25 protein-coding genes, 1 tRNA gene and 2 pseudogenes are annotated in these 26,244 nt (G+C 60.8%); 19 read left to right on the top strand and 9 right to left on the bottom strand.

The window, feature by feature from the left end:
• Positions 1–15: 15 nt before the first annotated feature.
• Positions 16–834: a deaminated glutathione amidase gene (locus OYT13_RS04345; protein ID WP_268567310.1), complete on the bottom strand. Its 819-nt coding sequence runs from the start codon at positions 832–834 to the stop codon at positions 16–18.
• 30 nt (positions 835–864) lie between these two features.
• A complete protein-coding gene (locus OYT13_RS04340) occupies positions 865–1,809 on the bottom strand; it encodes an ABC transporter substrate-binding protein (RefSeq protein ID WP_268567309.1) in 945 nt (314 codons plus the stop codon).
• A gap of 114 nt (positions 1,810–1,923) precedes the next feature.
• On the opposite strand from OYT13_RS04340, the gene OYT13_RS04335 reads away from it, so the two are divergent.
• Complete coding sequence (locus OYT13_RS04335; RefSeq protein ID WP_268567308.1) at positions 1,924–3,282, top strand: aminotransferase-like domain-containing protein; 1,359 nt, start codon at positions 1,924–1,926, stop codon at positions 3,280–3,282.
• A gap of 29 nt (positions 3,283–3,311) precedes the next feature.
• Here OYT13_RS04335 and OYT13_RS04330 read toward each other — a convergent pair whose 3' ends face one another.
• Positions 3,312–4,532 carry a porin gene (locus tag OYT13_RS04330; protein WP_268567850.1) on the bottom strand — a complete coding sequence of 407 codons (1,221 nt, stop codon included), beginning with the start codon at positions 4,530–4,532 and terminating at the stop codon, positions 3,312–3,314.
• Positions 4,533–5,096: 564 nt separating this feature from the next.
• Between OYT13_RS04330 and OYT13_RS04325 the strand changes: the two genes are divergently transcribed.
• From OYT13_RS04325 to OYT13_RS04305, 5 genes and pseudogenes are all read left to right on the top strand, one after another.
• Positions 5,097–5,945 carry an amino acid ABC transporter permease gene (locus OYT13_RS04325; protein WP_268567307.1) on the top strand — a complete coding sequence of 283 codons (849 nt, stop codon included), beginning with the start codon at positions 5,097–5,099 and terminating at the stop codon, positions 5,943–5,945.
• A gap of 74 nt (positions 5,946–6,019) precedes the next feature.
• Positions 6,020–7,036, top strand: a complete 1,017-nt coding sequence (gene istA, locus OYT13_RS04320; RefSeq protein WP_268567306.1) for an IS21 family transposase — start codon at positions 6,020–6,022, stop codon at positions 7,034–7,036.
• A complete protein-coding gene (istB, locus tag OYT13_RS04315; protein ID WP_038618124.1) occupies positions 7,033–7,818 on the top strand; it encodes an IS21-like element helper ATPase IstB in 786 nt (261 codons plus the stop codon). Before istA ends, istB begins: the two co-directional genes overlap by 4 nt.
• A 133-nt stretch (positions 7,819–7,951) precedes the next feature.
• Positions 7,952–8,110, top strand: a complete 159-nt coding sequence (locus tag OYT13_RS04310) for a hypothetical protein (RefSeq protein ID WP_268567305.1) — start codon at positions 7,952–7,954, stop codon at positions 8,108–8,110.
• Positions 8,111–8,168: 58 nt separating this feature from the next.
• Positions 8,169–8,282: pseudogene (locus OYT13_RS04305) on the top strand (transposase); the annotation flags it as partial.
• 228 nt (positions 8,283–8,510) lie between these two features.
• Here the strand turns inward: OYT13_RS04305 and OYT13_RS04300 are convergent.
• Positions 8,511–9,524: an IS110 family transposase gene (locus OYT13_RS04300; RefSeq protein ID WP_268566701.1), complete on the bottom strand. Its 1,014-nt coding sequence runs from the start codon at positions 9,522–9,524 to the stop codon at positions 8,511–8,513.
• A gap of 88 nt (positions 9,525–9,612) precedes the next feature.
• Here OYT13_RS04300 and OYT13_RS04295 point away from each other — a divergent pair, with 88 nt between their 5' ends.
• Both OYT13_RS04295 and OYT13_RS04290 read left to right on the top strand, forming a co-directional pair.
• The gene (locus OYT13_RS04295; RefSeq protein ID WP_004545012.1) at positions 9,613–9,735 is read left to right on the top strand and encodes an IS3 family transposase; all 123 of its coding nucleotides are present in this window, start codon (positions 9,613–9,615) and stop codon (positions 9,733–9,735) included.
• A gap of 38 nt (positions 9,736–9,773) precedes the next feature.
• Positions 9,774–10,304 carry a DDE-type integrase/transposase/recombinase gene (locus OYT13_RS04290; RefSeq protein ID WP_268567304.1) on the top strand — a complete coding sequence of 177 codons (531 nt, stop codon included), beginning with the start codon at positions 9,774–9,776 and terminating at the stop codon, positions 10,302–10,304.
• Positions 10,305–10,512: 208 nt separating this feature from the next.
• Here the strand turns inward: OYT13_RS04290 and OYT13_RS04285 are convergent, their stop codons facing one another.
• On the bottom strand, positions 10,513–11,799 hold the full coding sequence (locus OYT13_RS04285; RefSeq protein WP_442796440.1) for an IS110 family transposase: 1,287 nt from the start codon (positions 11,797–11,799) through the stop codon (positions 10,513–10,515).
• A gap of 81 nt (positions 11,800–11,880) precedes the next feature.
• Here OYT13_RS04285 and OYT13_RS04280 point away from each other — a divergent pair.
• Positions 11,881–12,198 (top strand): annotated as a pseudogene (locus OYT13_RS04280) (integrase core domain-containing protein); the annotation flags it as partial.
• Between the two features lie 101 nt (positions 12,199–12,299).
• Here OYT13_RS04280 and OYT13_RS04275 read toward each other — a convergent pair.
• The 4 genes from OYT13_RS04275 to acs all read right to left on the bottom strand — a co-directional run bounded on the left by OYT13_RS04275 (position 12,300) and on the right by acs (position 16,994).
• Positions 12,300–12,390: transfer RNA gene (locus tag OYT13_RS04275), tRNA-Ser, on the bottom strand.
• Positions 12,391–12,476: 86 nt separating this feature from the next.
• Positions 12,477–14,495: a sodium:solute symporter family protein gene (locus OYT13_RS04270; RefSeq protein ID WP_026131791.1), complete on the bottom strand. Its 2,019-nt coding sequence runs from the start codon at positions 14,493–14,495 to the stop codon at positions 12,477–12,479.
• Entirely contained in the window at positions 14,492–14,989 is a 498-nt protein-coding gene (locus OYT13_RS04265; RefSeq protein WP_261939171.1) for a DUF4212 domain-containing protein, read from the bottom strand. The genes OYT13_RS04270 and OYT13_RS04265 overlap by 4 nt, the downstream gene beginning before the upstream one ends.
• A gap of 22 nt (positions 14,990–15,011) precedes the next feature.
• Positions 15,012–16,994 carry an acetate--CoA ligase gene (gene acs / locus OYT13_RS04260; RefSeq protein WP_017233121.1) on the bottom strand — a complete coding sequence of 661 codons (1,983 nt, stop codon included), beginning with the start codon at positions 16,992–16,994 and terminating at the stop codon, positions 15,012–15,014.
• A gap of 341 nt (positions 16,995–17,335) precedes the next feature.
• Between acs and OYT13_RS04255 the strand changes: the two genes are divergently transcribed.
• The 10 genes from OYT13_RS04255 (at position 17,336) to OYT13_RS04210 (ending at position 26,150) form a co-directional block, all read left to right on the top strand.
• Positions 17,336–18,223, top strand: a complete 888-nt coding sequence (locus OYT13_RS04255) for a DMT family transporter (protein WP_268567849.1) — start codon at positions 17,336–17,338, stop codon at positions 18,221–18,223.
• Positions 18,224–18,409: 186 nt separating this feature from the next.
• Positions 18,410–18,982, top strand: a complete 573-nt coding sequence (locus tag OYT13_RS04250) for a TIGR00645 family protein (RefSeq protein WP_017233120.1) — start codon at positions 18,410–18,412, stop codon at positions 18,980–18,982.
• A gap of 15 nt (positions 18,983–18,997) precedes the next feature.
• Positions 18,998–20,521 carry a fumarate hydratase gene (locus OYT13_RS04245; protein ID WP_268567303.1) on the top strand — a complete coding sequence of 508 codons (1,524 nt, stop codon included), beginning with the start codon at positions 18,998–19,000 and terminating at the stop codon, positions 20,519–20,521.
• Between the two features lie 288 nt (positions 20,522–20,809).
• Positions 20,810–21,289, top strand: coding sequence for a bacterioferritin (bfr, locus tag OYT13_RS04240; protein WP_017233118.1), 480 nt, complete (start codon positions 20,810–20,812; stop codon positions 21,287–21,289).
• Positions 21,290–21,401: 112 nt separating this feature from the next.
• Positions 21,402–22,280, top strand: a complete 879-nt coding sequence (gene murI, locus OYT13_RS04235) for a glutamate racemase (protein WP_268567302.1) — start codon at positions 21,402–21,404, stop codon at positions 22,278–22,280.
• 113 nt (positions 22,281–22,393) lie between these two features.
• Positions 22,394–22,651, top strand: a complete 258-nt coding sequence (locus tag OYT13_RS04230; RefSeq protein WP_017233116.1) for a (2Fe-2S)-binding protein — start codon at positions 22,394–22,396, stop codon at positions 22,649–22,651.
• A 434-nt stretch (positions 22,652–23,085) separates the two neighbouring features.
• Positions 23,086–23,790, top strand: a complete 705-nt coding sequence (locus OYT13_RS04225; RefSeq protein WP_268567301.1) for an energy transducer TonB — start codon at positions 23,086–23,088, stop codon at positions 23,788–23,790.
• A 39-nt stretch (positions 23,791–23,829) separates the two neighbouring features.
• Positions 23,830–24,567 carry a MotA/TolQ/ExbB proton channel family protein gene (locus OYT13_RS04220; RefSeq protein ID WP_017233114.1) on the top strand — a complete coding sequence of 246 codons (738 nt, stop codon included), beginning with the start codon at positions 23,830–23,832 and terminating at the stop codon, positions 24,565–24,567.
• 27 nt (positions 24,568–24,594) lie between these two features.
• Positions 24,595–25,020, top strand: a complete 426-nt coding sequence (locus OYT13_RS04215; protein WP_026131790.1) for an ExbD/TolR family protein — start codon at positions 24,595–24,597, stop codon at positions 25,018–25,020.
• A gap of 233 nt (positions 25,021–25,253) precedes the next feature.
• The gene (locus OYT13_RS04210) at positions 25,254–26,150 is read left to right on the top strand and encodes a pirin family protein (RefSeq protein ID WP_017233112.1); all 897 of its coding nucleotides are present in this window, start codon (positions 25,254–25,256) and stop codon (positions 26,148–26,150) included.
• The last annotated feature ends 94 nt before the right edge of the window (positions 26,151–26,244 follow it).

The following is a 26,244-nucleotide window of genomic DNA, read 5'->3' as shown; positions in this document are numbered from 1 at the left end:
AATGGAGCCGTCGCTTTACGAGGCAGTTGTCGCACCGACTTCGGTCTTGTTGAGTTCTGGCGCGGCAAAACACCGGTTAGCCAGAACCGGCAGAACCGAGCGAGCGTGGGCGATGCGAGCGGGATCGATTTCAGCGTAGAGCAACGTTTCCGCCTCTCCGGCTCGGGCAATTGCAACGCCAAGTGGGTCGACAACGATGCTCGCTCCGATATTTCGAGGTCCACATTCGCCACTGGCGATGACGTAGCACGTGTTGTCGAGGGCTCGCGCCGTGGTGAGAACTTCCCAGTGCCACTCCTTCATCGGGCCCTTGACCCACGCAGCGGGAAGTACCAAGGCATCTGCGCCATCAAGTGCCAGTCGCCGTGCAAGCTCCGGGAATCGGACGTCGTAGCACGTCATCATGCCAAAGCGCAGACCGTCAACATCGACCAGCGGAGGCACTTCGTTGCCAGGTGCGACCCGGACAGATTCTTGCATGGAGAACGCGTCATAGAGATGCAGCTTCTCGTACTTCGCAATCACCTCACCCTTGCGAATCGCGAAGAAAACGTTCTTGACTCGCTCAGCCCCCGTCGCGATGTGAATGGTCAGCATCGTGGTCATGTCGTTCGCTTTACTTGCTTGCAGCAACGCCGTCATGAACGGCCCGTCAATGCGCTGTGCTGCGCTTAAGACGAGGTCAGGGTCAGCGATGTCTCGCGCCAGGATTCCCTCCGGGAGGACGAGAAGGCGCACGCCATTGCTGGCTGCGGTGCGCATCAGTTCGATGCACTTCCGCTGATTACTCTGGACCGCACGGTCAACGGCGATTTGTCCGATTGCGATTTTCATTGGTGCTCCTCGTGTCGCATAGATGTGAAGTCAAACCGGAAAGATGGCTTTCGCATCGAGACGTGTATCAACGACACGCTGCTCGTAAAGCTCGACTGCGAAGTCGGCAATCATCTTTTCGTTGGGTGCGAAGCCGTTTGAGTTCCACGTCGCAGGCAGTTCGCGACGTGTTCTCGCGATGTCGTCAAGCAACCAAGGCGTCGTGTCTTGATACTTGGTTCTTTTTTCCATCCACACTCGCGACGACTCGTCGATGACTTCACTGAGCTCTTCAGCCAGCCCAGGATGCTGTTCGCAAAGAGCTGGTTTAATGCCGAGGATATGAATGCCTGGAACGTAGCCAACTTCGTTGAAGTAACGCACTTCTTCGGTGCGAAAATCTGACAGCAAGAACCGAAGACCAGCGTTGTCGCTGAAGAACTCGGGAGGCAGAAACGGCGAGAACAGGGCATCGAGTTCCCCGTCCTTGATCATGTCGACAAGCGGCTTCTCATTGGGTGTCGCCTCGAGGCGACCAGGCCGCGCGAATCGGCCGAGACGGTCGATGATGGGGTAGGACTCGGTCAGGCGTCCGGCGTACCACTGCACATCATCAATAGTGACGCCCACTCGCCGTAACAATGTACGGGTCCACGTGTTTCCCGAGTCGGACCAACCCGTAACCCCGATACGCTTTCCGGCGAGATCTTCGAGTCGCGTGATGTCGCTCTCCTCGCTCGTGAGAATGCACCGCTGACGAAACCCTCTCATCATGAAGTGAGGTAGGCATTTGAGCGGGTAACCACCGGCAGCAACACCCTGCACATACTTGCTGAAGGACACCTCGCCAGCGTCGTAGTCGTTTGTCTGAGCCCAGTCTTGCACAGCTTGGACACGGTCCACTTTGATGTCCAGCTTGCTCGACACTACGTCTCCCAACACCAAAGGGGTCAAATAGTCCCAGTCACGCACTGCCAATTTCATCTTCAAACGCATGTCGCTCCTCACTTTCCTACACGTCGAGAGCATTGCCGCTCAGTGACGATTTGAGTGTATATAGACATTAAAAATGTACAATGTGTTTTTTGTACTTGCACAAAATCCATCCTCATGACCGACGAAGACCGCACCTCAAAGCTTGTCTCCCGTATCCAGGACCGCAGCCCGGCGGGCATCGCGGTCGAAATTGCGAACCTAATTCGCAACGGGAATCTGCCGATCGGCACGCAGCTCCCATCTGTTCGAGATCTCGCCACCGCGCTCGGGGTGAGCCCGTCAACAGTCTCCAGCGCATGGCGTCAGCTACGTGCTCACCGAATGGTTTCAGGCTCTCGTCGCAACGGCGTCTGGGTTCAGGGCGACCAAACATCGCTTCGCCCCGTCCGCTACGAGGGTAGAGGAAACTTCGGCCCATATGCTGTTACAGACCTACGACTCGCGACCCCCGACCGCGAGCTGCTTCCCCCGCTCCAACAAGCGCTGGTGCATGCGACCAACGCGAAGAATCTGCACAGCTACGCGCGCGAGGTCATCACGCCCTCACTTCGCGATGCCGTTGAGGCTGTGTGGCCATACGAAGCGCCGGCCTTTATCGCTACAAACGGCGGCTACGATGGCCTCTATTTGGCGCTGATCTCGTCCGTCCTTCCGGGGGCATATGTCGCGGTCGAGACCCCCGCAACCGTCCGAATCCTCGACATCGTCGACAAGGTTGGAGCACGCTCAATCCCCGTCGAGTGCGATGACGAAGGCCCGCTTCCCGAATCGCTTGCCGCTGCGTTGAAGCTCAAGCCGTCAGCATTTGTCTTCCAGCCCGGTTCGCACGCTACGACGGGACGCGCACTCAGCAAAAAACGAATTGCCGCGTTAACTGCACTGCTCAAAAAGAGCGACACGCTCATCATTGAGGACGATGGATTCGGTTTGATATCTCCCGAACCCGCTACCAGTTTTGGTAAATCGTTTCCGGAACGCACCGTTCACATCAAATCCTTCTCCAAGTCCCACGGCCCAGATCTGCGATTGGCCGTAATGTCGGGCACTGCACACGTCATCGACCAGGTGCGCGGGTATCGCAACTTCCGCGAAGGCTGGACCACGCGCCTGCTCCAAGAGGCTGTCGCATGGCTCCTGCAGGACACGGAGTCGGTAGCTTGCGTCGAGCGTGCCCGTGCGATATACGCACAACGAAACGCTGCCCTTTCACGCGCCCTGACTGAGCGCCAAATTCCCCACAGTGCCGGCGGGCTTGTCGCTTGGGTTCCAGTGCCCTCCGAGCAAAATGCCTTGGTCACACTTGCCTCTCGCGGCATCGCTGTGAATCCTGGAAGCCCATCGGCACTTACGAAAACCGCGCATTTGCGTATTGCGACCGGTCAACTCAGCAATGACTTTGATCGCGTGGCCGACGCAGTCCTTGCCGGCCTTCACGACCCAGGCTGGCAAGAACCCGCTGACGCTGATTACTAAGCCGCAGGCGCCCGCGGGCGCCGTAGGCATCAGAATTTATGGTTGATGCCCAAGGTTGTGACGAGCTGATGGTTCGTCGACGACGGCGTTGCCCCGTTGACGGCCGCAACCGCCGTATTGCCGAGGGAGTTAGTGCCGCTCGCGGTTTGGTACACGCCAACCAGGTAGAGCGTTGTGCGTTTGGATAGCGAGTAAAGCGCGCCCAAGTCGTACTGGTTGTAGTGGGCGCCCGAATTGCTTGTGGCACCGCTGTCGCGCGTGTAGCTGTACGCTGCGCCCAGCATGAGGGCGGGCGTGATGTTGTATTTGACGTTGACTTCACCAATGTTGAACGTCGCTGAGCCTCGATATGCCGCCGTTTGCGTGCTCAATCCAGCAACGGTTGTTGCGCCGAGATCGTTGAACTTCACGTTGCTGTAGACCAAACCCAAGGTCACCGTGCCCACCTTGTAAGCGGCGCCTGCGGTCAAGATCTGCTGTGAACCAGCAGATGCATATCCACCAACGGCCGGACTCGTGATGTTTGATGCGGTCGCGCTGTCTCCAGCGCGATTACCGTAGAACGAGAAGTTCGGGTTCTTCGCGTACAAATACGCGACAGCGGCAGAGAACGGACCTGACGCATACGCGACGTCGATGTCATAAATATTGTTCTGGGTGAAGTTGCCCGCGCGCCCACCAAAACTGTACAAGCCCCCGAAAGTGAAGCCCTTGTACTCCATGCTTTGGAACTTCACTGCATTGTTCACGCGCCAGGAGCTATCCAAGTTATCGACGTCCCCCACGTGTGAGCCGTAGGCGGCACCGCCTGCCGCCCAACTGGATGCCTGGAACGGCCCGACTTTCGTCGAAACGTCAGTGTATTGACGACCAAGTGTGACCGTTCCGTATTGATTTGTGAGACCGACATACGCCTGGCGGCCAAACTCGGTGCCGTTCTGTCCAATCGTGCCGTTGGTCACGCTGTAGCCGGCTTCCAACTGGAAAATGGCCTTCAAGCCACCGCCGAGATCCTCTGTCCCCATCAGCCCCCATCGACCGCCATTCAGGTTGCCCGACGTCATCGACGTCAGTTGCTTGCCGCCTGCATTCGAATTGAAGCTCATGCCAGCGTCGACCAGGCCGTAAAGCGTCACGCTGCTTTGTGCGCTCGCCACATTGGCGAACGTCATTAGCGCTGCAGCGGCAAAGACCACCCGAGTGAGAGAGGGGGCACGGCCTTTGTCTGCACGAGTTCTCGAATTCATCATCAAGCCTTTATCTAGTTTTAAGGGGCCAACAGTGCACCCGTGCTCGCGAGTAGCCGTGATGCGTCACTGAAGGTTTGCAGCGAGCATTTTGTAGTGCCTCTGCAAGCCAACGAGACGGAGAATAAGCAAGAACAAAAACATGCACAATGATGTTTTTGTGCTTGCACAAAAAAATTTTACCGTACTAGGGAAAGCCCTAAGCCTTTGGTTGCACAGAGATTTTTTGTCAGGCATCGAAGATCCTGCCCGTAGCCGGTCAGCCTCTTCGGGCTCAGCCAGGCAAGTCTCAAGGTAAGGATCGAGAGCCCAACTGCACTGGGGTTTACGCGGGCGGATAGCGGCTGGGTCCCGCGCAAAGTCCCGTGGCGCAGGCGTATAACCCATAGGAATAGGCGGGTGTTTGTTTCGGACTTTGACACCCGGAATTGGACTTCATAATCTCAAGCCGTCAGCACAGGCGGCCGCTCGGCAGCTCTGCTTGGAGTTATGAGTAGCGGCGCAAACACACACTAAGCGCCCAATTGAATGGTCATCGAATCAAAAAGACGGAGAGTGAATTCGAGCATGAATCAGCAAACAATCTGCCCCCCTGAAAATGCTGGACCACAGGTTGCGCAGGAGGCGCAAGTTCCGACCACGGAGTACGAGATTCATCCTCGCCGTAAGAAGTCGGATCTGATTTGGCACGGTGCCTTGGTGATTGCCGTCATCGCGTTCTATCAACTCATCGTAGCGAACCCTCGTTGGGAATGGGACATCGTTGCGCACTACCTCTTCAACAAGCGCGTGCTTGAGGGGTTGAAGAACACCCTGGTCCTGACGTTCATCGCAAGCGCCCTGGGCCTCGTGCTCGGCGTCGCCATTGCGGCCTGTCGTATGTCTGAGAACCCCATCGCTCGAGGCGCTGCGTACCTCTACATATGGATCATTCGCGCGACCCCCGCGCTTGCAATGCTTCTTTTTCTGTTTTTCCTCGCAGCACTCGTTCCGCGAATTTCGATATCGGTGCCATTCTCGAACTGGTCGTTGTTCGACGTCGATACGAACAGCCTGATATCGCGATTCAGCGCCGCAGTCATCGGCTTGGCGATGTACTTGGGAGGCTACAGCGCTGAGATTTTTCGAGGTGGCCTCAACGCTGTTGACAAAGGGCAGCGCGAAGCTTGCAAAGCGCTTGGCATGAGCGACACAAGAATGATGTGGCACGTCGTAATGCCTCAGGCGATTCGCATCATCATTCCGCCGCTGGCCAACGAGGTCATTACGATGTTCAAGAACACCTCGCTGGTCACGGTTATCGGTTACGTCGAGCTACTGACAACGGTGCAACTCATTTACTCGAACACGTTTGAAACCATCCCTCTGCTCGCTGTCGCATGTATTTGGTATCTCGTTCTGACGAGTATCTGTTAGCGCCGATGTAAAACTGACCCACCCGCCGAAGTGAATCTGACCCACCTGGGAGAGGATGGCGGCTTTTGCCGCCGATGCTGACTCAGGAGCAAGCAGTGGAAATCAAGGTATTGGCAAGGCGCGGAGCGCCGGTGCGGGAGATAGCGAGGCAGATGGGTGTCTCGCGGAACACGGTCCGACGATATCTGCGCGACCAGAAGGCTAGCCGGTATAAGGGGCGAGAGCCTCGGCCAACCAAACTGGACCCGTTCAAGGCGTACCTGCTTGGGCGAATCGAGGCGGCGCGGCCGCACTGGATTCCGGCAACGGTGTTGCTGCGCGAGTTGCGGGAAGAAGGCTACGACGGCGGTATCAGCCAACTCAAGGTGTTCCTCGCGCCATACAGGGACGCGGAGCCGGAACCGGTCGTGCGCTTCGAGACGCCGCCAGGCCGACAGATGCAAGCCGACTTCACCACGATCCGACGCGGCAGGTCGCCGTTGCTGGCGCTGGTCGCCACGCTGGGCTACAGCCGGGCGACGTACGTGCGTTTCACGAGCGGCGAGGATGCCACGACGTTGTGCCAGTGTCTGCGAGAAGCCTTCGTCTACTTCGGCGGCACGCCCGAGCATGTGCTGTTCGATAACGCCAAGTCGGTCATCGTCGAACGCGATGCTTACGGCGACGGTCATCATCGCTGGAACGGCGAGATGTTGGCGCTGGCGGAAACGTATGGATTTACGCCGAAGGTATGCAGGCCGTACCGTGCCAAGACCAAGGGCAAGGTCGAGCGCTTCAACCGGTATCTGAAGCAGAGCTTCGTGGTGCCGCTGGCGGCGACGCTCAAGCAATCTGGCCTGAAGCTGGATGTCGAGGCGGCTAACGGCCATATTGGCCGCTGGCTGGCCGAGGTGGCGAATGTCCGGGTGCATGCCACGACGAAAGAGAAACCGTCGGTTCGACTGCCGTTAGAGCAAGCGGCACTGCTGCCGTTGCCGGTGTCGACCTCGATTACAGCACCGGTACCGACGCGGCTTAAGCGAGTGCTGCCGAGCGAAAGCCTGCAGCATCCGCTGTCGGTCTACGACGCCTTGCTGGAGGTGGCAGCATGAATCTCCAGCATGAACGCATTGCAGGGCTGTGTGACGAACTGAAACTGGACCGCATCGGGAACGACTGGAGCGTGCTGGCCCAGAACGCTGCCAACGCTGATGCCAGTCACGCCGACTTCCTCGAACAGCTACTGCTGACCGAACGGGATGCCCGAGAGGAACGCAAGCGCCAGACGCTGACCAAGATGGCCTCCCTGCCGGGCATCAAGACGCTGGAGCAATACGACTTTGGCTTCGCCAGCGGCGCACCGCGAGCCCAAATCCAGGAGCTGGCCGGGCTGGCGTTTATCGAACGGGCCGAGAATGTCGTGCTGCTCGGGCCATCTGGCGTGGGCAAAACGCACATCGCCTGCGCCCTGGCGTATCGGGCGACACAGGCAGGAATCAAGACGCGCTTCACGACCGCCGCCGATTTGATGATGCAGTTGGCCACAGCCCGGCAGCAGAACCGGCTGAGGGAGTTTTTTAACCGCGCCGTGGTTGGCCCGAAGCTGCTGGTTATCGATGAAATCGGCTACCTGCCGTTTGGACGCGAGGAAGCCAATCTGTTTTTTAACGTGGTGGCCAAGCGATACGAGCGCGGAGCCATCGTGCTGACGAGCAACCTGCCATTTACGCAGTGGGCCACGGCATTTGCCGACGACCAGACGCTGACTGCGGCGATGCTCGACCGGCTGCTGCATCACGCGCACATCGTGCAGATTGCAGGCGAAAGCTATCGGCTGAAGGACAAACGGAAAGCTGGACAAACTACACGCGCAGGCGCGAAAGCCGCCGCGTGACACGGAGCCTGGGTGGGTCAGATTTACTTCGGCGATACGCCGGAAGGTGGGTCAGATTTAAACCGGCGTTGACAAGTATCGCAATGCTTGGGCAGAACATGTTGGAACGTCGATTTGGAAAAGGAGTGCAACGATGATGTCATCGGCAAAGCCAACCGGTGAGCGCTTGTTCGAGGCCGGCCCGATTTTCAAAATGCATGCCGCCATTAAGCGCTTTGGCGACTTCACTGCCCTGCATGCTGTGGACTTCTCCCTGGAGAAAGGTGAAGTCGTGTCGATCATTGGACCTTGACCTGCTCCCCGCGTTTAGTACGGTGCCGGTGTAGAGTCCGTTCCAGAGAGGAACGGCAATGAAAAAGCGATTCACCGAAGAACAAATCATCGGCATCTTGAAGGAAACCGAGGCTGGCCTGAAGCCGGCGGAGCTGTGTCGCAAGTACGGTATCTCGGAAGCGACCTACTACATATATGGACTGCCCTAGATAGCAAGTTGATGTTTTGATTAGCACGGGAGTCGATTGCGTACATATATCCGGCGTCATGGAAAAGTCCTGCGCCTAACTGGAAATCCGCACGAACAGGCCTCAACAACTGGAAGACCTCAAGGGCCGTCATAAAAATCAGGTTCCCTGCTCGCCGGATCGACCGGTGTGCCACTGTCAATCATCAACGCATCGTCGGTGGAGGTAATGTTACGCAGGACGGTAAGGCTGGCCTGAGGCGAGTATGGCCCAGATGGTACGAGCCATCTTGTTGGCCATTGCGACGATCGCACGATTTGCGCCACGCCGCTGTTGAAGCGCCAAAGCCCAGGTATGCTTTTTATCCTGTTTGGTGGGGGCAGTTCGAAGTACCGCACGTGCGCCATGAATCAGTAGTGTTCGCAGATGTCGATCGCCGCGTTTGCTGATTCCCTGGAGTCTCGTTTTGTCGCCGCTTGAGCACTGGCGAGGCACCAAGCCCAGCCATGCGGAGAAATGACGCCCGTTTTTGAAGTCTTTGGGGTCCGAGACAGCGGCCACAATGGCGGTGGCCGTTTTGGGGCCGACGCCTTCGATCTTCGCGATGCGCTGGCACGTTTCACTGGCCTTGAAGACCGCATCAATGCGCTTGTCAAAACCGGAGATTCGACCGTCAAGCTCACGCAACTGGTCCATAAGATCGGACAGCATTTCTCGCGCGAGCGGTGTGAGCGCATTGCCGGTGTCAGCAACAATAGTTGGAATCTCCCGACGCGCCCGCGTGATTGACTGAGCAAACACGATGCCACGCTCGGCCAAGATGCCTCTCATTTGGCTTACCAAGCCAGTTCGATTGTTGACCAAGCGACTGCGAGCACGATGCAGACTTTGAACATCCTGCTGCTCAACAGACTTTACGGGAACAAATCGCATTGAGGGGCGTTGTAATGCCTCGCATATGGCCTCTGCATCATTGCTGTCGGTTTTGTTTCCCTTGACGAAGGGTTTGACGAACTGCGGACTGATCAACCGAACCGCGTGGCCCAGCTTCGCGAACTCCCTGGCCCAGTGGTGGGCGCTACCACATGCCTCCATGCCGATGGTGCACGGCGTGAGCCTCAGAACAGCTTCCATGAGTTGCGACCGCGCGACACGGCGTCGTAGCATGATTTTCCCAGACGCGTCGACGCCGTGCAGTTGGAACACATTTTTTGCCACATCGATTCCGAGAAAAGAGATTGCCATGATGGCCTCCGAACACGAGATGAGTCATTAGCACGATACCCCTTCGGGGGCAGTCCATCCCATTAACTGGAAAGCGAAGTTTGGCGGGATGACGGTCTCCGAAGCGCAGCGCCTGAAGGAGCTGGAGCAGGAGAACAGCAAGCTCAAGCGTCTGTTGGCCGAATCGATGCTCGACAACGCCGCGCTGAAGGACCTGCTGGCTCGAAAGTAGCAAGCCCGCAGGCCAAGCGCGAAGCGGTCCGGATATTGATGACCGAACGTGCCATGGGTGTTACCCGGGCCTGCGGGCTGGTAGGGATTTCGCGCTCGCTGTTCCACTACGAATCACGCCGCCGAGTTGATGACGAAGCGCTGACTGGCCGGATGATGGCCATCGCCGCGCAGAAGCGCCGCTACGGCTATCGCCGGATTCACGTGCTGTTGCAGCGGGATGGCTGCTTCGCCAACCACAAGCGCATTTGGCGCCTTTACAGCAAGGCGGGGCTGAGCGTGCGCAAGCGGCGACGCAAGCGTATTGCGGCTGTCGAGCGCACGCCGCTGCCGTTACCAACAGGCCCGAATCAGAGCTGGTCGATGGACTTCGTTTCTGACGGGTTGGCCTATGGTCGGCGGTTTCGATGCCTGAACGTGGTCGACGACTACACGCGCGAGTGCTTGGCCATCGAGGTCGATACTTCGCTGCCGGGCCTACGAGTGCAGCAAGTGCTCGAGCGGCTCAAGGAGATGCGAGGCTTACCCGCATCCATCACGGTCGACAACGTACTAACTGCAAGTGCTTAGCCAACAAATAGACAACAAGCATCCAGGCGCAGTCAGAATGACAGCGCGTACGTTGAAAAGAGCGTGCAACGCTTCCCAGCCAGTTCCGCTTTCAATGGGCGAGGCAGCTCACCATAGTAGAAACAAGATCCTGACGATATGCGCAGGTCTTCATCGTACTTAAAACAGCTTGGAGGCCCAGCGGAAGGTCCGAGCATTATCTACGAGGTCAGCGGCATGGCCCTGCCTCTACGGCCCTACTGAGAGGGATCGATCCGCTGGGTAAGCTTTGCTCATAAAATCGTTGATACGGTTGGCCAGTTTTGACGATGCTGAACGCGACGCGGGCCATTTTCGCTGCAACGGCGGTGAGCGCTTTGCGACGTAGATCAGGATTTCCAGGATCCGAATGGATATACCGATCGTACTTGTCCTTGAATGCATTCTCACGCACGCGAATGGCAACTTGTCCGGCCATCCAAAATGCCAGACGCAGGCGAGCGTTGCCGCGCTTGGATAGTTGCTCTCGTCCGCGTCGGGCGCCGGATTGCAGTTTGGCCAGATCAAAGCCGCAGTATTTCAAGAATTGCCGATGGTGAGCGAACCGCCTGACATCGCCGACTTCTGCCAGCACGGTCAGAGCGATGATGGGACCAATGCCTGGCAAACTCAGCAATTGCTCGTAATCCTTATTGGAGACCAGCACTTGCTCCGCGCGGTGCTCGAGTTCGCTACGCAGCTCGTTCAAATGCTGGGCTTGGCGCAACGACACTCGAAATGTCTCGACTGCGAGGCAATTCGGGGCGTGCGGTAACGCTGCCGAATGCTCCGCCATTCGCCAAATCTCGGTCAACTTCGCGGTCTTCTCAACTTTCCTGCCGACAAGATCCCAAGCTTGGAGAATGAACGCATCCAGGCTGAGGGCCCGCACGTGAGCCGGGGTTGGGAATTCAAGCATGAAACGAAGCCACCACTCGATACGCGTCGTTTGCCAATACCGCTGCATCTCTGGGAAATAGAGCGGAAGGTGGTGATTGGCAATGGAATGCAGCACTCGGGTCCGGGCTCGGGACACCTGATAGTACGTTTTTGATAGCTCCTGTAAATCATGATGCCCTTCGACCATAGGGTCGACGTATCGCATCACCATTCCGTGCTTGAGCATGTCCAGGATTACCGAAGCATCTTTCGGATCATTCTTGTCCCACGAATTGAATTTCGCTTCGCGATACCGTGCTTGTGCAACAGAGGACACAATGACTACCTCGACACCAGCACCCAACAACCGGTAAGCAATGGGCCTGTGATAGTCGCCAGTCGGCTCGAGGGCAGCTCGCCATGAGCCTGGCGTTGCGCTGATGAATTTCAGCAGCCGATCAAAATCTTGCGCGCTATTCGTCATTCTGAACCGGCGCTGCTCGCCGCTCAGCAATTCAACGAAAACGGCATTCGATCGACGAGCCACGTCGATCGCCAGTAAATTCGCTTTGGTCGTAGTATCCATAGTGTCAGCCATCTCGGCGTCCTCCTCAGATCCTTGAGAAACCTCAGGATGCCTCTCGCCCTGTTTGGCTGACAACCATTCTGCACTTACTACGGGCCGGAGTTCGCTGGTAAGGTGCTGGATGCGTGGGCCTACGAAGCCGGCGTCACGCTGTCGTTCATTCGGCCTGGCAAGCCGGTGGAGAATGCCTATATCGAAAGCTTCAACGGGCGGTTCCGCGACGAATGCCTGAACGAGCACTGGTTCGTCTCGATGCGCCACGCCAAGCGGCTGATTGAGGAATGGCGTATCGAGTACAACACCGAGCGGCCTCATAGCTCGCTCGGCTATCTGACGCCTGCGCAGTTCGCCCGGGCGCACGATGCAAAGCAGCAGTTTTTAACCTCGGACTCTAACTGCAGTTCGGACTAAAACCGGGGGCAGGTCAGCCCCAATGCAAACATGGGTACAAACGTGGGGGGAATGCAGAAAAATAAAAAAAGCCCTTGGGATCAAGGGCTTTTTAACATCTGTGGCGGAGAGAGGGGGATTCGAACCCCCGATAGGCTATTAACCTATACACGCTTTCCAGGCGTGCGACTTAAACCGCTCATCCATCTCTCCTGAAGGTCGCGAATTATAGCAGATCATCGGCAACATCCCATACCCTTTCGCACGAACCCCGCCAAAAATGCTTCCGCCACGCATCGTTACGGGCGGCGAAGATGGTCCACCAGATGTCGATCGCGCTCGCTCGGACGCCCACCCAGCAAGCTGAATAGGATCGCCACCGCAAACCCCGCCGGCACCCCGAACGCCCCCGCCGAAATCGGATCCACCCCCCACCAGCGCGCCCCAACAAACCCCGTCAAACGCGTGAAGAACGGATACGTCGTCACAATGTAATACACACACACCAGCAACCCACTCACCATCCCCGCCGTCGCCCCCAGCCGTGTCGTACGCTTCCAAAACACCCCCAGCACCAACGCCGGGAATAAGCACGACGCCGCCAACGAAAACGCCGCCCCCACCAGGAACAAAATGTTCCCCAGATTCAGCGACGTCACATACGACGCAAACATCGCCACGCACAACAACAAGATCTTCGACGTCGTCACCCGCTTCTGGCTCGACGCATTGCGATCCACCATGTGAAAGTAGACGTCGTGCGATAACGCGTTCGCAATCGTCAACAGCAACCCGTCCGCCGTCGACAACACCGCCGCCAACGCCCCCGCCGCCACCAGCCCCGAAATGACGTACGGTAGACCCGCAATCTCCGGCCCCGCCAGCACCAGCATGTCCGGCTGCATCCAGATCTCGCCCCACTGCACCACCCCATCGCGGTACACATCCGAGATATCGAGCTGCACCGGCGTCGCATGCCGCCACTGCATCACCCACCCCGGCAGATTCTCATATCGCGCCCCGACCAGATGCAGCAGCACGTCGTACTTGAGCATCACCGCCAGCGCCGGCGCACTCACATACAGCAGTGCCACGAAGAACAGCGTCCACCCCACGGAACTACGCGCGCCCTGCACCGTCGCCGTCGTCCCATACCGCGTCAAGATGTGCGGCAAGCTCGCCGTGCCGATCATCAGGCACACCATCAGCAACAGAAAGTTCAAGCGCTGCGCGTTGCGCGTAGCGTCGTCGTGCGCGGGGAACGGCTCCGTCATCGCGTGCTGCGGCTCGCTGCGCTCCACATACTGATTGCGCATCTCCAACCAACGGTTCTGCGCCTCGCCGACGTCGCGCGGGAACGCCTCCAGCTTCGCTTCCAGCACCTTCACGTCGCGCAACGGCCCGTTGCGACGCTTCGTATCCAGCAACTGCCGCTCCAGCTCCGCACGCTCACCATAAAAGCTGTCCGGTAAGCCGTCCAACCGACGCTGCATCTGCTCCGCCTGCTCACGGTAGTAATCACGCACCTCGCGCTCAGGCACCGACTGCTGTATCTGGCGCTCCAGCGCCTCGACTTTCGCCAACGCCGTGCCATAGCTGAATTGCGGAAACCAACCGTTACCCGTCTGATGGCCGATCATGGCCGTCGGCACCAGAAACGCCGTGATCATGATGATGTACTGCGCCACCTGCGTCCACGTCACGGCGCGCATGCCCCCCAGGAACGAGCACACGAGAATGCCCGCCAACCCAAAGAAAATGCCAATGGTGAATTCCACACCGATGAATCTCGACGCGATCAGTCCCACGCCTTGAATCTGGGCCACCAGATAGACGAATGAACACAGAATCGTCGAGAAGACCCCCAACGCCCGAACCACGTTGCTGTCGTAGCGCGTGCCAAGAAAGTCCGGCACCGTGTAGCGCCCCATCTTGCGCAAATACGGCGCAAGCAGGAACGCCACCAGACAGTACCCGCCGGTCCATCCCATGACGTACGCCAGGCCATCGTAGCCCGACACGTAAAGCGACCCCGCCAACCCCATGAACGACGCCGCGCTCATCCAGTCCGCCGCGCATGCCATGCCATTGAACACCGGCGGCACACGACGCCCCGCAACGTAGTACTCGGCAGCGTCCGACGTCCTAGAGATCAGGCCAATTACGGCGTAAACGGCAATCGTCACGAACAGGAACGCGTAGCCGATCCACACGCCCGGGCCGTTGACCCGCTCGAGCAGCCCCATCATCAACACGAACGCCAGGAAGCCCGCCGTGTAATAGAGGTAGTAGCGCAGCATTCTGCGCGTGAAACTCATCGGGACGTCGGCGCCGACGTGACGCGAGAGGGAGCGAGAGAGGAAGCGCTTCGAGATGCCGCAGACGCCGCAGCGTTGTTCATCCCGTCGCTATCCAGGCCGAGACTTTCGCGATGCGCATCGCGCAACGCATTCAGCTCACGATGGTAGCGCGCGTCATTGCGCCGTTGCAGCCACGCGTAGGCGACGATCAGGCCGATGTCGACCAGAATCGAACCCTGGGCGCCCATGTAGAACGGCAGCGGCCACCCGGCAAATCGCGTCTCGGCCCATTCGCGCGCCCAGAACTGCGGCACGAATGTCACCACGAAGCCGATCGCCATGAGCACGGCTACCCAACGCAATGTCCTGCGCCAGTGACGCGCCGCAATGCCGGCGGCTGCCCCATGCCAGTCGACATCGGGCAGCGAGCCACCGGCAGCAAGCCCCGGCGGCCGGCTGACGCCCACCGGGTCGGCCTTGCCGGCCGAGCCGGTCTGCGAGCGATTTGCCATAGCCCCGCCGCGGAACCCGCGCTTACTGCGCCTGCTTGAGCTGCTCCAGAATGGCCGGATTCTCTAGCGTAGACGTGTCCTGCGTAATCTCCTCACCCTTGGCAATCACGCGAAGCAAACGGCGCATGATCTTGCCCGAACGAGTCTTCGGCAGGTTGTCGCCAAAGCGAATGTCCTTCGGCTTGGCGATCGGCCCGATCTCCTTGCCCACCCAGTTGCGCAGTTCAACGGCCAGTTGCTTGGCTTCGTCGCCCGTCGGGCGCGAACGCTTGAGCACCACGAACGCCACGATCGCCTCGCCCGTGGTGTCGTCGGGGCGCCCCACGACCGCCGCTTCGGCCACGAGAGGATTGGCGACAAGCGCCGACTCGATTTCCATCGTGCCCATGCGGTGACCCGAGACGTTCAGCACGTCGTCGATACGGCCCATGATCGTGAAGTAGCCCGTCTTGGCGTCGCGAATCGAGCCATCCCCCGCCAGATAGATCTTGCCGCCCAACTCCGACGGGAAGTAGCTCGACTTGTAACGCTCCGGATCGCCCCAGATCGTACGAATCATCGCCGGCCACGGACGCTTGATCACCAGCATGCCGCCCTGACCGTTGGGCACGTCCTGCCCGGTTTCGTCGACGATGGCCACCGCAACGCCCGGCAGACCCAGCGTGCACGACCCCGGCACCAGCGGCGTGGCACCCGGCAGCGGCGTAATCACGTGTCCGCCCGTCTCCGTCTGCCACCACGTGTCGACGATCGGGCAACGCCCGCCGCCAACGTTTTCGTAGTACCACATCCACGCCTCCGGATTGATCGGCTCGCCGACCGACCCGAGAATGCGCAGCGACGACAGGTCGTACTGTTTCGGATGCACCGCGGGCGTCTGCTCGGCCGCCTTGATCAAAGAACGGATCGCCGTCGGCGCCGTATAGAACACGGTCACCTTGTGACGCCCAATCATCTCCCAGAACCGCCCCGCATTCGGGTACGTGGGCACGCCTTCGAACACGATCTGCGTCGCGCCCACCGCCAACGGACCATAAGCGATGTACGTGTGACCAGTGATCCAGCCAATGTCGGCCGTGCACCAGAAAACGTCGTCGGGCTTGATGTCGAAGGTCCACTGCATGGTGAGCGACGCCCACAGCAGATAGCCACCGGTGCTGTGCTGCACACCCTTCGGCTTGCCCGTCGAGCCCGACGTATAGAGGATGAAAAGCGGATGCTCCGCGCTGACCCACTCCGGTTCGCACTGATCCGATTGACCGGCGACGAGATCTTGCAGCACTTCGTCACGACCTGGGTGCATCGTCACATTGCCGCCCGTGCGACGGTAGACAATCACGGACTTCACATGGTCGCAGCCGCCCATCGCGAGCGCTTCGTCGACGATGGCCTTCAAGGGCAGCGCCTTGCCGCCCCGCATCTGCTCGTCGGCAGTGACGATCGCCACCGCCCCGGCGTCGATCACGCGCTCGTTGAGCGACTTGGCCGAGAAGCCGCCGAAGACGACCGAATGCGTCGCGCCGATACGCGCGCACGCCTGCATGGCGACCACGCCTTCGATCGACATCGGCATATAGATGACCACGCGGTCGCCCTTCTTCACTCCCTTGGCCTTGAGCGCATTGGCGAAGCGGCTCACGCGCGCGAGCAGGTCGCGATAGGTGACCGGGGTCACCGTGCCATCGTCTGCCTCGAACAGAATGGCCGTCTTCTCGCCCAGGCCCGCTTCAATTTGGCGATCCAGACAGTTATAGGAAGCGTTGATCTGACCGTCGGCGAACCACGTATAGAACGGCGCGTTGGTCTCGTCGAGGACTTGCGTGAACGGCTTGTGCCAGGCCAGATTTTCGCGCGCCTGGCGCGCCCAGAATCCCTCGTAATCCTTGTCGGCCTCGGCGCACAGCGCCTCATAGGCGGGCATGCCGGAGATCTTCGCTTGGGCGACGAGCGCCTGCGGCGGCGCGAAGACGCGCTGCTCCTGCAATACCGATTCGATTGCTGCCATGAGTTGTCCCCTCTTATAGATATGCAAAAACCATTGCAATCAAGCCCAAACAGATCGCTAACGTCACATTAAGACGAGCGACTTACTAACGCCTTACACTGGCGCACGCGACATCGTCGCGCCGCGCGCGGGACTCGCGCGAACGCGCACCCGTAGGGCGTCAGACTGTGGCGAATTCGCTACAATCCTACCCGCATCCCCCCCGACTCGCCACCCCGGACTCGCACGGAGCGCCCGTGAATTCGACATCTCCGTTCCAACCACCCACGCCGTCGCCCCCGACGGGGTCACCCGCCGACCGCCTGTTTGCGCGTTTTCCGAGTTTCGCGCTGGCACTGGCGATGACCTTCGTGGGCACCAACGTCGGCATCGGCAAGACCATGGTCGCCGTCATGCCGGTGGCCGCCTTCGCGCTGTGGCGCTTCGTGATCGCCATCGTCGCCCTCGCGCCCCGCTACCGTCCGTCGGCCATGCGACGCGTCACGCGCCCCCAATGGCGCAACCTTTTCGTGCAAACGTTCTTCGGCACGTTTCTCTTTACCTTGCTCATGCTCTCGGGCGTACGGATGACGACGGCCACCGCCGCCGGGGTCATCACCGCGACGCTGCCGGCCTGTGTCGCCCTGCTGTCGTGGGGCGTGCTGCGCGAACGCCCGTCACGACGCACGCTGGTGAGCATCGGACTGGCGATTGCCGGGGTCGCCCTGCTCAACCTGTCGCGCGGCGACACGCACAGCGCCAGCGCCCCGGGCGCCGCCGGCAACGCCTGGCTGGGCAACCTGCTCGTGCTCGGCGCCGTGGTCTGCGAAGCCATTTACGTGATCGTCTCGAAACGGCTCGCCGCCGAACTCACCGCCATCGATATCTGCGCCTACACCCACCTGATCGGCGGCGCACTGATGCTCCCCTTCGGCGTGGCGGGCCTGATGGCCGTGAACTACGCAGCGCTGACGCCCTGGCATTGGGCGCTCATCGTCTGGTACGGACTCGCCGCCAGTGTCTTCTCGTTTTTCCTGTGGATGCGCGGCATTCGGCACGTCAGCGCTCAACTCGCGGGGGTTTTCACCGCCATGGTGCCCGTGGCGGCGACCGCGTACGGCGTGATCTTCCTCGGCGAGCGGCTGGCCCCCGCCCAAGGCGCCGCGCTGGCCCTGACCGTCGCCGGGATCGTGCTCGCCGCGTTGCCGCGCGCCGGTTCACGCAAGACGCTATTGCCCGCCCGAGATTGAATCGGACACAGCGCCTGCGGCCAGACGTTGTAAAATGCCCGCCAAGCCGAATGTCGCGACGCGATATCCGTCACGGGCAAGCCAGTCGCCGTATCGCCCGATGTCCTTCTATTTGATTTGCGTATCCAATAATTCCGGTCTGCCGCGGCAAGCGCCGACCACTGTCACCACTTCGTCAAAACCGCCATGTCGACTCCCGGCCGCCCGTCCGACGCGCCGATGCGCCCCCTGCCCCGCATCATCTTCTTCAGCCGTTGGCTCCAACTGCCGCTGTATCTGGGGCTGATTGCCGCGCAAGGCGTCTACGTCTACAAGTTCCTGGCCGAACTCTGGCACCTGATCTCGCACGCCACGACGTTCGACGAAACGCAGATCATGCTCGTCGTGCTCGGCCTGATCGACGTGGTGATGATCTCGAACCTGCTCATCATGGTCATCATCGGCGGCTACGAGACGTTCGTCTCGCGCCTCGGTGTCGAAGGCCATCCGGACGAGCCGGAGTGGCTCGATCATGTGAACGCCGGCGTGCTCAAGGTGAAGCTGTCGATGGCGCTCATCAGTATTTCGTCGATCCACCTGCTCAAGACCTTTATCGATGCCGCACAGCAAACGCCCCACACGATCATGTGGCAGGTGATCATTCATTGTGTCTTCCTGCTTTCCGCCGTCGTCATGGCCGTCGTCAACAAGTTGACGAACGAGAGCCACGCCCCGGCGTACGCGACCCCGCAAGTCATTACCCCCATCCGTCCCCACTAAGTCGAGAGCCGTTTCATGTCTACCGTCATTAAAGAAGACGACGTCATTCAGAGCGTCGCCGGTGCCCTGCAGTACATCAGCTACTACCATCCGGCCGATTACATCCAGGCACTGGGCCGGGCGTACGAGGCCGAGCAAAGCCCCGCCGCGCGCGACGCCATCGCGCAGATCCTGACCAACAGCCGCATGTGCGCCGAAGGCCGCCGCCCGCTGTGCCAGGACACCGGCATCGTGACCGTGTTCGTGAAGGTCGGCATGAATGTGCGCTGGGACGCCAAGCGCAACCTCACCGACATGATCAACGAAGGCGTGCGTCAGGCGTACATGCACCCGGACAACGTGCTGCGTGCCTCGATCGTGGCGCCGCCCGAAGCCGGCCGCAAGAATACGAAGGACAACACGCCCGCCGTCATCCACTACGAAATCGTGGAAGGCGACAAGGTCGACATCACGGTCGCAGCCAAGGGCGGCGGCTCGGAGAACAAGTCGAAGTTCGTGATGCTCAACCCGTCCGATTCGATCGTCGACTGGGTCGTGAAGACGGTGCCGACGATGGGCGCCGGCTGGTGCCCGCCGGGCATGCTCGGCATCGGGATCGGCGGCACGGCGGAAAAAGCCATGGTGCTCGCCAAGGAATCGCTCATGGACCCGATTGACATCCATGACGTCATCAAGCGCGGTCCGCAGAACTGGAACGAAGAGCTGCGTATCGAGCTGTTCGAGAAGGTCAACGCCCTCGGCATCGGTGCGCAAGGCCTGGGCGGCCTGGCGACCGTGCTCGACGTGAAGATCCTCGACTACCCGACGCACGCGGCGTCCAAGCCGGTCGCCATGATCCCGAACTGCGCGGCCACGCGTCATGCGCACTTCACGCTGGACGGCTCGGGCCCGTCGTTCCTCGCCGCACCGTCGCTCGACGCATGGCCGAACGTACACTGGGCACCGAATACCGAGACGAGCAAGCGCGTCGACCTGGACACGCTCACGCCGGAAGAAGTCGCCAGCTGGACGCCGGGCCAGACCCTGCTGCTCTCGGGCAAGATGCTCACCGGTCGCGACGCGGCACACAAGCGCATCGCCGACATGATCGGCCGCGGCGAGCCGCTACCGGTGGACTTCAGCGGCCGCGCGATTTACTACGTCGGCCCGGTCGATCCGGTGCGCGACGAAGTCGTCGGCCCGGCGGGCCCGACCACGTCCACCCGCATGGACAAGTTCACCGACATGATGCTGTCGAAGACGGGGCTCGCCGTCATGATCGGCAAATCGGAGCGCGGCCCGGCCGCCATCGAGGCGATCAAGAAGCACAAGGCTGCGTACCTGATGGCCGTTGGCGGTGCCGCTTATCTCGTGTCCAAGGCCATTCGTGCGGCGCGCGTGCTCGCGTTCGAAGACCTCGGCATGGAAGCGATCTACGAGTTCGACGTCAAGGACATGCCCGTGACGGTGGCCGTCGATTCGACCGGCGTCTCGGTGCACCAGACCGGTCCGAAGGAATGGCAAGCCAAGATCGGCAAGATCCCGGTCGCTGCCGAGTAATGCGCCGTAAAGCGACGTAGCGCGTTGTAGCGCGCTACAACGCGACACCCGGTTGCCCCCGGCCGCAGAAAGCCGGGTCAGCGCCTGCTGGACCGAGCCCGGCCTTCGCCGGGCTTTTTTTGTCCGCTCGGCGCCGATCCGCGCCATGCCGATCTCACATGAAGGAGCACGAATGGATCGCATTTCCATTTGCACCTTGGTTCACGAAAGGCCCGGCAAGGCTTGGCTTCCCGGCCTTTTCAGGCTACGCTTCAACCGCTCGCAAACCGAACAAGGCAGGGATTCCAAATGAAAGGCGACAAGAAAGTTCTCGAACTCCTCAACGCGCAGCTCACGAACGAGTTGACGGCGATCAACCAGTACTTTCTGCACGCCCGGATGTACAACCACTGGGGCCTCGCAAAGCTCGGCAAGCACGAGTACGACGAGTCCATCGGCGAGATGAAGCACGCCGACAAGCTGATCGAACGCATCTTCATGCTCGACGGCCTGCCCAACCTGCAAGATCTGCACAAGCTGCTCATCGGCGAGAACACGGAAGAAATCCTGAAGTGCGATCTGAAGCTCGAATACCTCTCGCAAAAGACTTGCAAGGAAGGGATCGCCCATTGCGAAAGCGTGAAGGACTTCGTCTCGCGCGAAATCTTCAACGAGATCCTGCACGACACCGAAGAGCACATCGATTGGTTGGAAACGCAAATCGAACTGATCGACAAGGTCGGTCTGCAGAACTATCAGCAGTCTGGCATGGCGTCGTTCGACGAATAAGGTCGTACGCCGCAGCACGCGGACGCACCACGCATCGCCGCACCGATATCGGTTCGCGGGCTTTGCGCTAGAATTCCAGGGCCGGCCATTTGCCGGCCCTTTTTCGTTTGCCATGCCCTCCAACGCGCCGATTGGCGTTTTCGATTCCGGTCTCGGCGGCCTGTCGGTGCTTCAGGCCGTACGCGCCCTCCTCCCGCAAGAGTCCCTGCTCTATGTGGCCGACTCCCGCTTTGCTCCGTACGGCGAGCGCCCCGACGCGTTCATCGAACAACGCACACTGGCGATCGGCCGGTGGCTGCGCGAGCGCGGTGCCAAGGCACTCGTCGTCGCCTGCAACACCGCGACGGCGCACGGGGTGGCAGCACTTCGCGCCGATGCCTCGTGGCCGGTCGTCGGCGTCGAGCCCGGCATCAAACCCGCAGCGGCAGTGTCGAAGCGCGGTGTAATCGGGGTTCTGGCTACGGCGGCCACGCTGCGCAGCACCCGGTTCGCCGATCTGCTCGCGCGCCACACCGCACAAGGCCAACGCTTCCTTTGCCAGCCGGGTCACGGGCTCGTCGAGCGCATCGAAGCCGGCGATGTCGACTCACCCGACGTCATGGCACTGCTCGAACGATACGTGGAACCGATGGTGTCGCAAGGCGCCGACACGCTCGTGCTCGGCTGCACCCACTATCCCTTCCTGATACCGGCCATCCAGCGACGCTTCGGCACGACGCTCTCCCTTATCGACACCGGTGCGGCCATCGCCCGGCAGCTTGAGCGGCGTCTTGAATCCGATGCCCTGATCGCCCCTCGTCTGCCCGACACCTGTGGCGACCTCAAATTGTTCGCCACCGCGAACGCGAGCGCGCTGCAGACGATGGCCGATCGGCTACTGCCCAACGCGCCACGCGTTCAGACGATCGAGATCGCCGACATTGCCGAGATCACGTCGGATGGCCCGGCCAGTCTCGATCCGCTCCCAAACCTTCCCATCATCTCCGCCTGAACCCGCGACCGCAAACCCCTGCTCGCACCATGGAATAGGTCGACGGCACTTGCAAAACATCATCACTTGAATAATAATTATTCTCATTAATGTTACATTTTGACGTTTTCATCATGATCGTCTGCGTCTGCAAATCCGTCTCCGAACGCCAGATCAAGGCCTGCATCGATGCCGGTGCCACCTCGATGGAAGATCTTCAGATCGACCTCGGCGTTGCGCTGTGCTGCGGCAAGTGCGGCCCTTATGTTCAGGAAATGGTGTCCGGTGCGTCGCCGTGCTGCGGCCGCTCGTGCGATGGTGGCTGCCAGTCAGCCCATGCGACGCCCTCCTCGGAAGTCGTGGTCGTGCGGGAGCTGGCGCTGGCCGCCTGAGACGGCTTGCATCGTCACGCCCTCCCCCGATTGCCCTGCGGCATCGGCAGCAATTCTGCCGAGTGTTCTGCCTGGCATGTTTCCGAATCGCCTCTGCGGCCAAGTGTCGCATCGGCAACAGCGCCAGCCAACTGCGGCCTATGCGACGATTCGCATGTGCCGCCCAGCGCCAGCCAGCGACTTCTCACCCACCGGAGGTGTCAAATGGAACTCCTGATTGGCTTTGTGTCGACGCTATGTTTGTCGTTTTTCCTGTTTCGAAAGTGAGTTCGCGCACGGCGCTCGATTCATGCCGTCACTGTGTTCGCCGACCGCGCCGCTTGGCGCGGTTTTCCTTTCATCGTACGTCCCGGCCTATCCCGAACGTCGAGTCATCGCGCACCGCGCAGCGCTCGCCGTTCGTCGCCGCAATTTAGCGTACCCTAGCCGTTACCATGTCGACCGTGCCCCCTTCTGGCCTCACGCTCATGCCGAGCCGCGATCCGCTGATGTCGCCGCGCGCCGTCGCAATTGCGGCAGTGATCGTCGTCGCCCACATTGCCGCGCTGGTGGGCCTGTCGCACCTGCGAAATGCCCCGGCGCCGGCCACGATTGTGCCGACGGTCTTCACCGCCACCATCGTTCCGCCCCAACCGAGACCCGCACCGCCGCAGGCATCCCCCCCCAAGCCCGCGCCCGAACGTCCGAAGCCAAAGGTCGCTCCGCCGCCGCCCAAGCCTCGCGTATCGGCGCCCAATGCCATCGCACAAAAGGCCGAGCCGGTAGCGCCGCCGCAGCCAAGTGCCGAGCCGGTGAAAGACACGGCACCTGTCGCGCCGGCGGCACCGCCAGCACCGGCACAGGCCGTCGCGCCGCCGGGCCGCGTCGAAGGGCTGAAACTCGAATGCCCGGATCCGCCGCTGATCTATCCGACGCAGTCACGCCGCCTCGGTGAGGAGGGCGTCGCGACGGTAAGGATGGTCATCAATGTGCAAGGCCGAGTGGCGGAGGCAAACGTCGTCAAGTCGAGTGGTTATCCGAGACTTGATAAAGCCGCCATCGAATCGGCCTACAAGATGCGCTGCGCTGCGCCGATGAAAGACGGACGCGCGGTAGAAACCACGGCGACGAAGCCTTTCAGATTCAACATCGACGATTAACGCAACCCTTCACGAACGGGATCTCCCGAGGAAAGCAAAATGCAAGAGTATGGTTTGAGCCACGTCTGGGCGCAGGGCGATTTCGTTACCCGAGCCATCGCGATCGTGTTGTTGGTGATGTCGGTGCTGTCGTGGACGGTCATCCTCATCAAGGGCACCCAGGTCTTCCGCCTGAGCCGCCTGACGCGCACCGCCGAGCCGGATTTCTGGCACTCGGAGAATTTCTCCGCCGGTCTGCAGAAGCTGGGGGAATCCGGGCAGAACAACCCGTTCCTCGCACTGGCCCTCGCCGGCCAGGACGCCGCCGAGCATCACCGCCAGAGCCAGCCGCACCTGCACGACAAGATGGATGTAAGCGACTGGATCACGCGCGCCCTGAAGAACTCGGTGGACGACACGGTGTCGCGCCTGCAAAGCGGCCTGGCCATGCTGGCGTCGATCGGCTCGACCGCACCGTTCGTCGGTCTGTTCGGCACGGTGTGGGGCATCTATCACGCCCTGCTGGCGATCGGCGCATCGGGTCAGACGACGATCGACAAAGTGGCCGGCCCGGTGGGCGAGGCGCTCATCATGACCGCCTTCGGTCTGTTCGTCGCCATTCCGGCCGTGCTCGGCTTCAACGCCCTGACGCGCGCCAACAAGGGCATCGTGTCGAAGCTCAACCGTTTTGCCCACAGCCTGCACGCCTACTTCCTGACCGGCGCCAGCCTGCACCCGACGCAGTTCGCGACCAACGTCTCGCCGGTACGCAAGTCCACCCCGGCCAGCGCCAGCTAAGCCGCCGCGCCAGACAAGGAGTTCGCCATGGCTATGGGTTCATACAGCAGCGACGACGGTGCCGACGACGCCATGATGAGCGAGATCAACATGACGCCGCTCGTCGACGTCATGCTGGTACTGCTGATCATCTTCATCGTGACGCTGCCGGTGCTCAATCAATCGGTCAAGCTCGACCTGCCGCAGGCAAGCAGCCAGCCGGAAGACACCAAGCCGGCCAAGATCGATCTGTCGATCCAGGCCGACGGCACCGTCTTCTGGGACAAGCAGGTCGTCGACGAGACCGCACTCAAGGCGCGTCTGGCGCAGGCCGCCGAAGCCCAGCCGCAGCCGGAACTGCACCTGTTCGCCGACAAGAACGTGCGCTACGAGAGCGTCGCCAAAGTGCTGGCGCAAGCGCAGACGGCCGGCATCACCAAACTCGGCTTCGTGACCGCCCCCGACACGAAATAGGTTTGACGCGTTCACGAATCGCGCAAGCGCGGTGCTCGTCACCGCGCTTTTTTTCGCCCATCGAATTCGCAAACGACGTCGTGCGGCCACATTTGGCCGGCATTGTTCCAATCGGGTAACAATCCTTCCTGCGTTACGGGCTACTCCCGGGGCCATGCGCCCCGATATAGTTTGGGCACGACATTGGACGCACAATGCCATCTCGGCATGCGCCCCCCACAGGAGGTTTCCCCATGAGCACCCCGTCCGCCCGCCCGATCGCCCGCGTCTTCACGGCAGCGCAAACGCAGGAAGGCGCCGGTTTTCACGTCAATCGCCCGTTCCCGACACGTATGATGACGGACTTCGATCCGTTCCTCCTGCTCGACGAAATGGGGCCAATGCAAGTCGCCCCCGGGGACGCCAAGGGCGCCCCCGATCACCCGCACCGCGGCTTCGAGACCGTGACGTACTTGCTCGCCGGCGAAATGGAGCATCGCGACTCACAAGGCCACGCGGGCAAGCTCACGCCAGGCGACGTGCAGTGGATGACGGCTGGTGCGGGCGTCATCCACTCCGAAATGCCCTCGCAGGCCTTTCAGCAGCGCGGCGGCGAGATGCACGGCTTCCAGCTCTGGGTGAACCTGCCGCGCACGGACAAGATGATGACGCCGCGCTACCAGGAACTGCCGGCGGCCGGCATCCCGAGCGCGACAAGCGAAGACGGCAAAGTGTCGGTGCGCGTGATTGCGGGCGAGGCGCTTGGCACGCGCGCCGCCATCGAAACGCGGACGCCGATCCTGTACCAGCACTTCACGCTGCAATCGCAGGGAGTGCTCGATCATTCCGTGCCCACGGACTTCAACGTGTTCGCCTATGTGATCGACGGCGAAGGGCAATTCGGCGACGACGCCACTGTGGCCAAGACGCATCAGATGGTCGTATTCGGTGACGCCGGCGAGCGCATTGCCGTGCGCAACGTTAGCGACAGACCGATGTCGTTCCTGCTGATCGGCGGCAAGCCGCTGGGTGAGCCGGTGGCCCGCTACGGCCCATTCGTGATGAACACGGAGGGCGAGATTCGTCAGGCGATTCTCGACTTCCAGGCCGGCCGCATGGGACGGATTCCGGCCTCGAGCACCACCGACTGAGGCGTCGTCGTCGGGGAGATCCCCGCCGTTCGTACCGGCCCGGTGAATTTGGGTCACAATGGCACGCAGAGTGCGTTGTGGCTCGACATCGTCA

This window comes from Pandoraea sp. XJJ-1 (genome assembly GCF_026802345.1).
Lineage (GTDB): Bacteria > Pseudomonadota > Gammaproteobacteria > Burkholderiales > Burkholderiaceae > Pandoraea > Pandoraea cepalis.
The sequence above is the reverse complement of the archived record's forward strand: the minus strand, read 5'-3'. Positions and strand labels throughout refer to the sequence as shown.

What these genes read in the sequence shown, in the direction of transcription:
- OYT13_RS04270 (WP_026131791.1), bottom strand. Translation starts at nt 14,495, where the DNA reads ATGAGTTTCACGCGCAGAATGCTGCGCTACTACCTCTATTACACGGCG.
- istB (WP_038618124.1), top strand. Translation starts at nt 7,033, where the DNA reads ATGAATCTCCAGCATGAACGCATTGCAGGGCTGTGTGACGAACTGAAA.
- OYT13_RS04210 (WP_017233112.1), top strand. Translation starts at nt 25,254, where the DNA reads ATGAGCACCCCGTCCGCCCGCCCGATCGCCCGCGTCTTCACGGCAGCG.
- OYT13_RS04225 (WP_268567301.1), top strand. Translation starts at nt 23,086, where the DNA reads ATGTCGACCGTGCCCCCTTCTGGCCTCACGCTCATGCCGAGCCGCGAT.
- bfr (WP_017233118.1), top strand. Translation starts at nt 20,810, where the DNA reads ATGAAAGGCGACAAGAAAGTTCTCGAACTCCTCAACGCGCAGCTCACG.
- acs (WP_017233121.1), bottom strand. Translation starts at nt 16,994, where the DNA reads ATGGCAGCAATCGAATCGGTATTGCAGGAGCAGCGCGTCTTCGCGCCG.
- OYT13_RS04215 (WP_026131790.1), top strand. Translation starts at nt 24,595, where the DNA reads ATGGCTATGGGTTCATACAGCAGCGACGACGGTGCCGACGACGCCATG.
- OYT13_RS04265 (WP_261939171.1), bottom strand. Translation starts at nt 14,989, where the DNA reads ATGGCAAATCGCTCGCAGACCGGCTCGGCCGGCAAGGCCGACCCGGTG.
- OYT13_RS04300 (WP_268566701.1), bottom strand. Translation starts at nt 9,524, where the DNA reads ATGGCAATCTCTTTTCTCGGAATCGATGTGGCAAAAAATGTGTTCCAA.
- OYT13_RS04245 (WP_268567303.1), top strand. Translation starts at nt 18,998, where the DNA reads ATGTCTACCGTCATTAAAGAAGACGACGTCATTCAGAGCGTCGCCGGT.
- OYT13_RS04330 (WP_268567850.1), bottom strand. Translation starts at nt 4,532, where the DNA reads ATGATGAATTCGAGAACTCGTGCAGACAAAGGCCGTGCCCCCTCTCTC.
- OYT13_RS04310 (WP_268567305.1), top strand. Translation starts at nt 7,952, where the DNA reads ATGATGTCATCGGCAAAGCCAACCGGTGAGCGCTTGTTCGAGGCCGGC.
- murI (WP_268567302.1), top strand. Translation starts at nt 21,402, where the DNA reads ATGCCCTCCAACGCGCCGATTGGCGTTTTCGATTCCGGTCTCGGCGGC.
- istA (WP_268567306.1), top strand. Translation starts at nt 6,020, where the DNA reads ATGCTGACTCAGGAGCAAGCAGTGGAAATCAAGGTATTGGCAAGGCGC.
- OYT13_RS04345 (WP_268567310.1), bottom strand. Translation starts at nt 834, where the DNA reads ATGAAAATCGCAATCGGACAAATCGCCGTTGACCGTGCGGTCCAGAGT.
- OYT13_RS04290 (WP_268567304.1), top strand. Translation starts at nt 9,774, where the DNA reads ATGACCGAACGTGCCATGGGTGTTACCCGGGCCTGCGGGCTGGTAGGG.
- OYT13_RS04250 (WP_017233120.1), top strand. Translation starts at nt 18,410, where the DNA reads ATGTCGACTCCCGGCCGCCCGTCCGACGCGCCGATGCGCCCCCTGCCC.
- OYT13_RS04340 (WP_268567309.1), bottom strand. Translation starts at nt 1,809, where the DNA reads ATGCGTTTGAAGATGAAATTGGCAGTGCGTGACTGGGACTATTTGACC.
- OYT13_RS04230 (WP_017233116.1), top strand. Translation starts at nt 22,394, where the DNA reads ATGATCGTCTGCGTCTGCAAATCCGTCTCCGAACGCCAGATCAAGGCC.
- OYT13_RS04220 (WP_017233114.1), top strand. Translation starts at nt 23,830, where the DNA reads ATGCAAGAGTATGGTTTGAGCCACGTCTGGGCGCAGGGCGATTTCGTT.
- OYT13_RS04295 (WP_004545012.1), top strand. Translation starts at nt 9,613, where the DNA reads ATGACGGTCTCCGAAGCGCAGCGCCTGAAGGAGCTGGAGCAGGAGAAC.
- OYT13_RS04285 (WP_442796440.1), bottom strand. Translation starts at nt 11,799, where the DNA reads ATGGCTGACACTATGGATACTACGACCAAAGCGAATTTACTGGCGATC.
- OYT13_RS04255 (WP_268567849.1), top strand. Translation starts at nt 17,336, where the DNA reads ATGACCTTCGTGGGCACCAACGTCGGCATCGGCAAGACCATGGTCGCC.
- OYT13_RS04325 (WP_268567307.1), top strand. Translation starts at nt 5,097, where the DNA reads ATGAATCAGCAAACAATCTGCCCCCCTGAAAATGCTGGACCACAGGTT.
- OYT13_RS04335 (WP_268567308.1), top strand. Translation starts at nt 1,924, where the DNA reads ATGACCGACGAAGACCGCACCTCAAAGCTTGTCTCCCGTATCCAGGAC.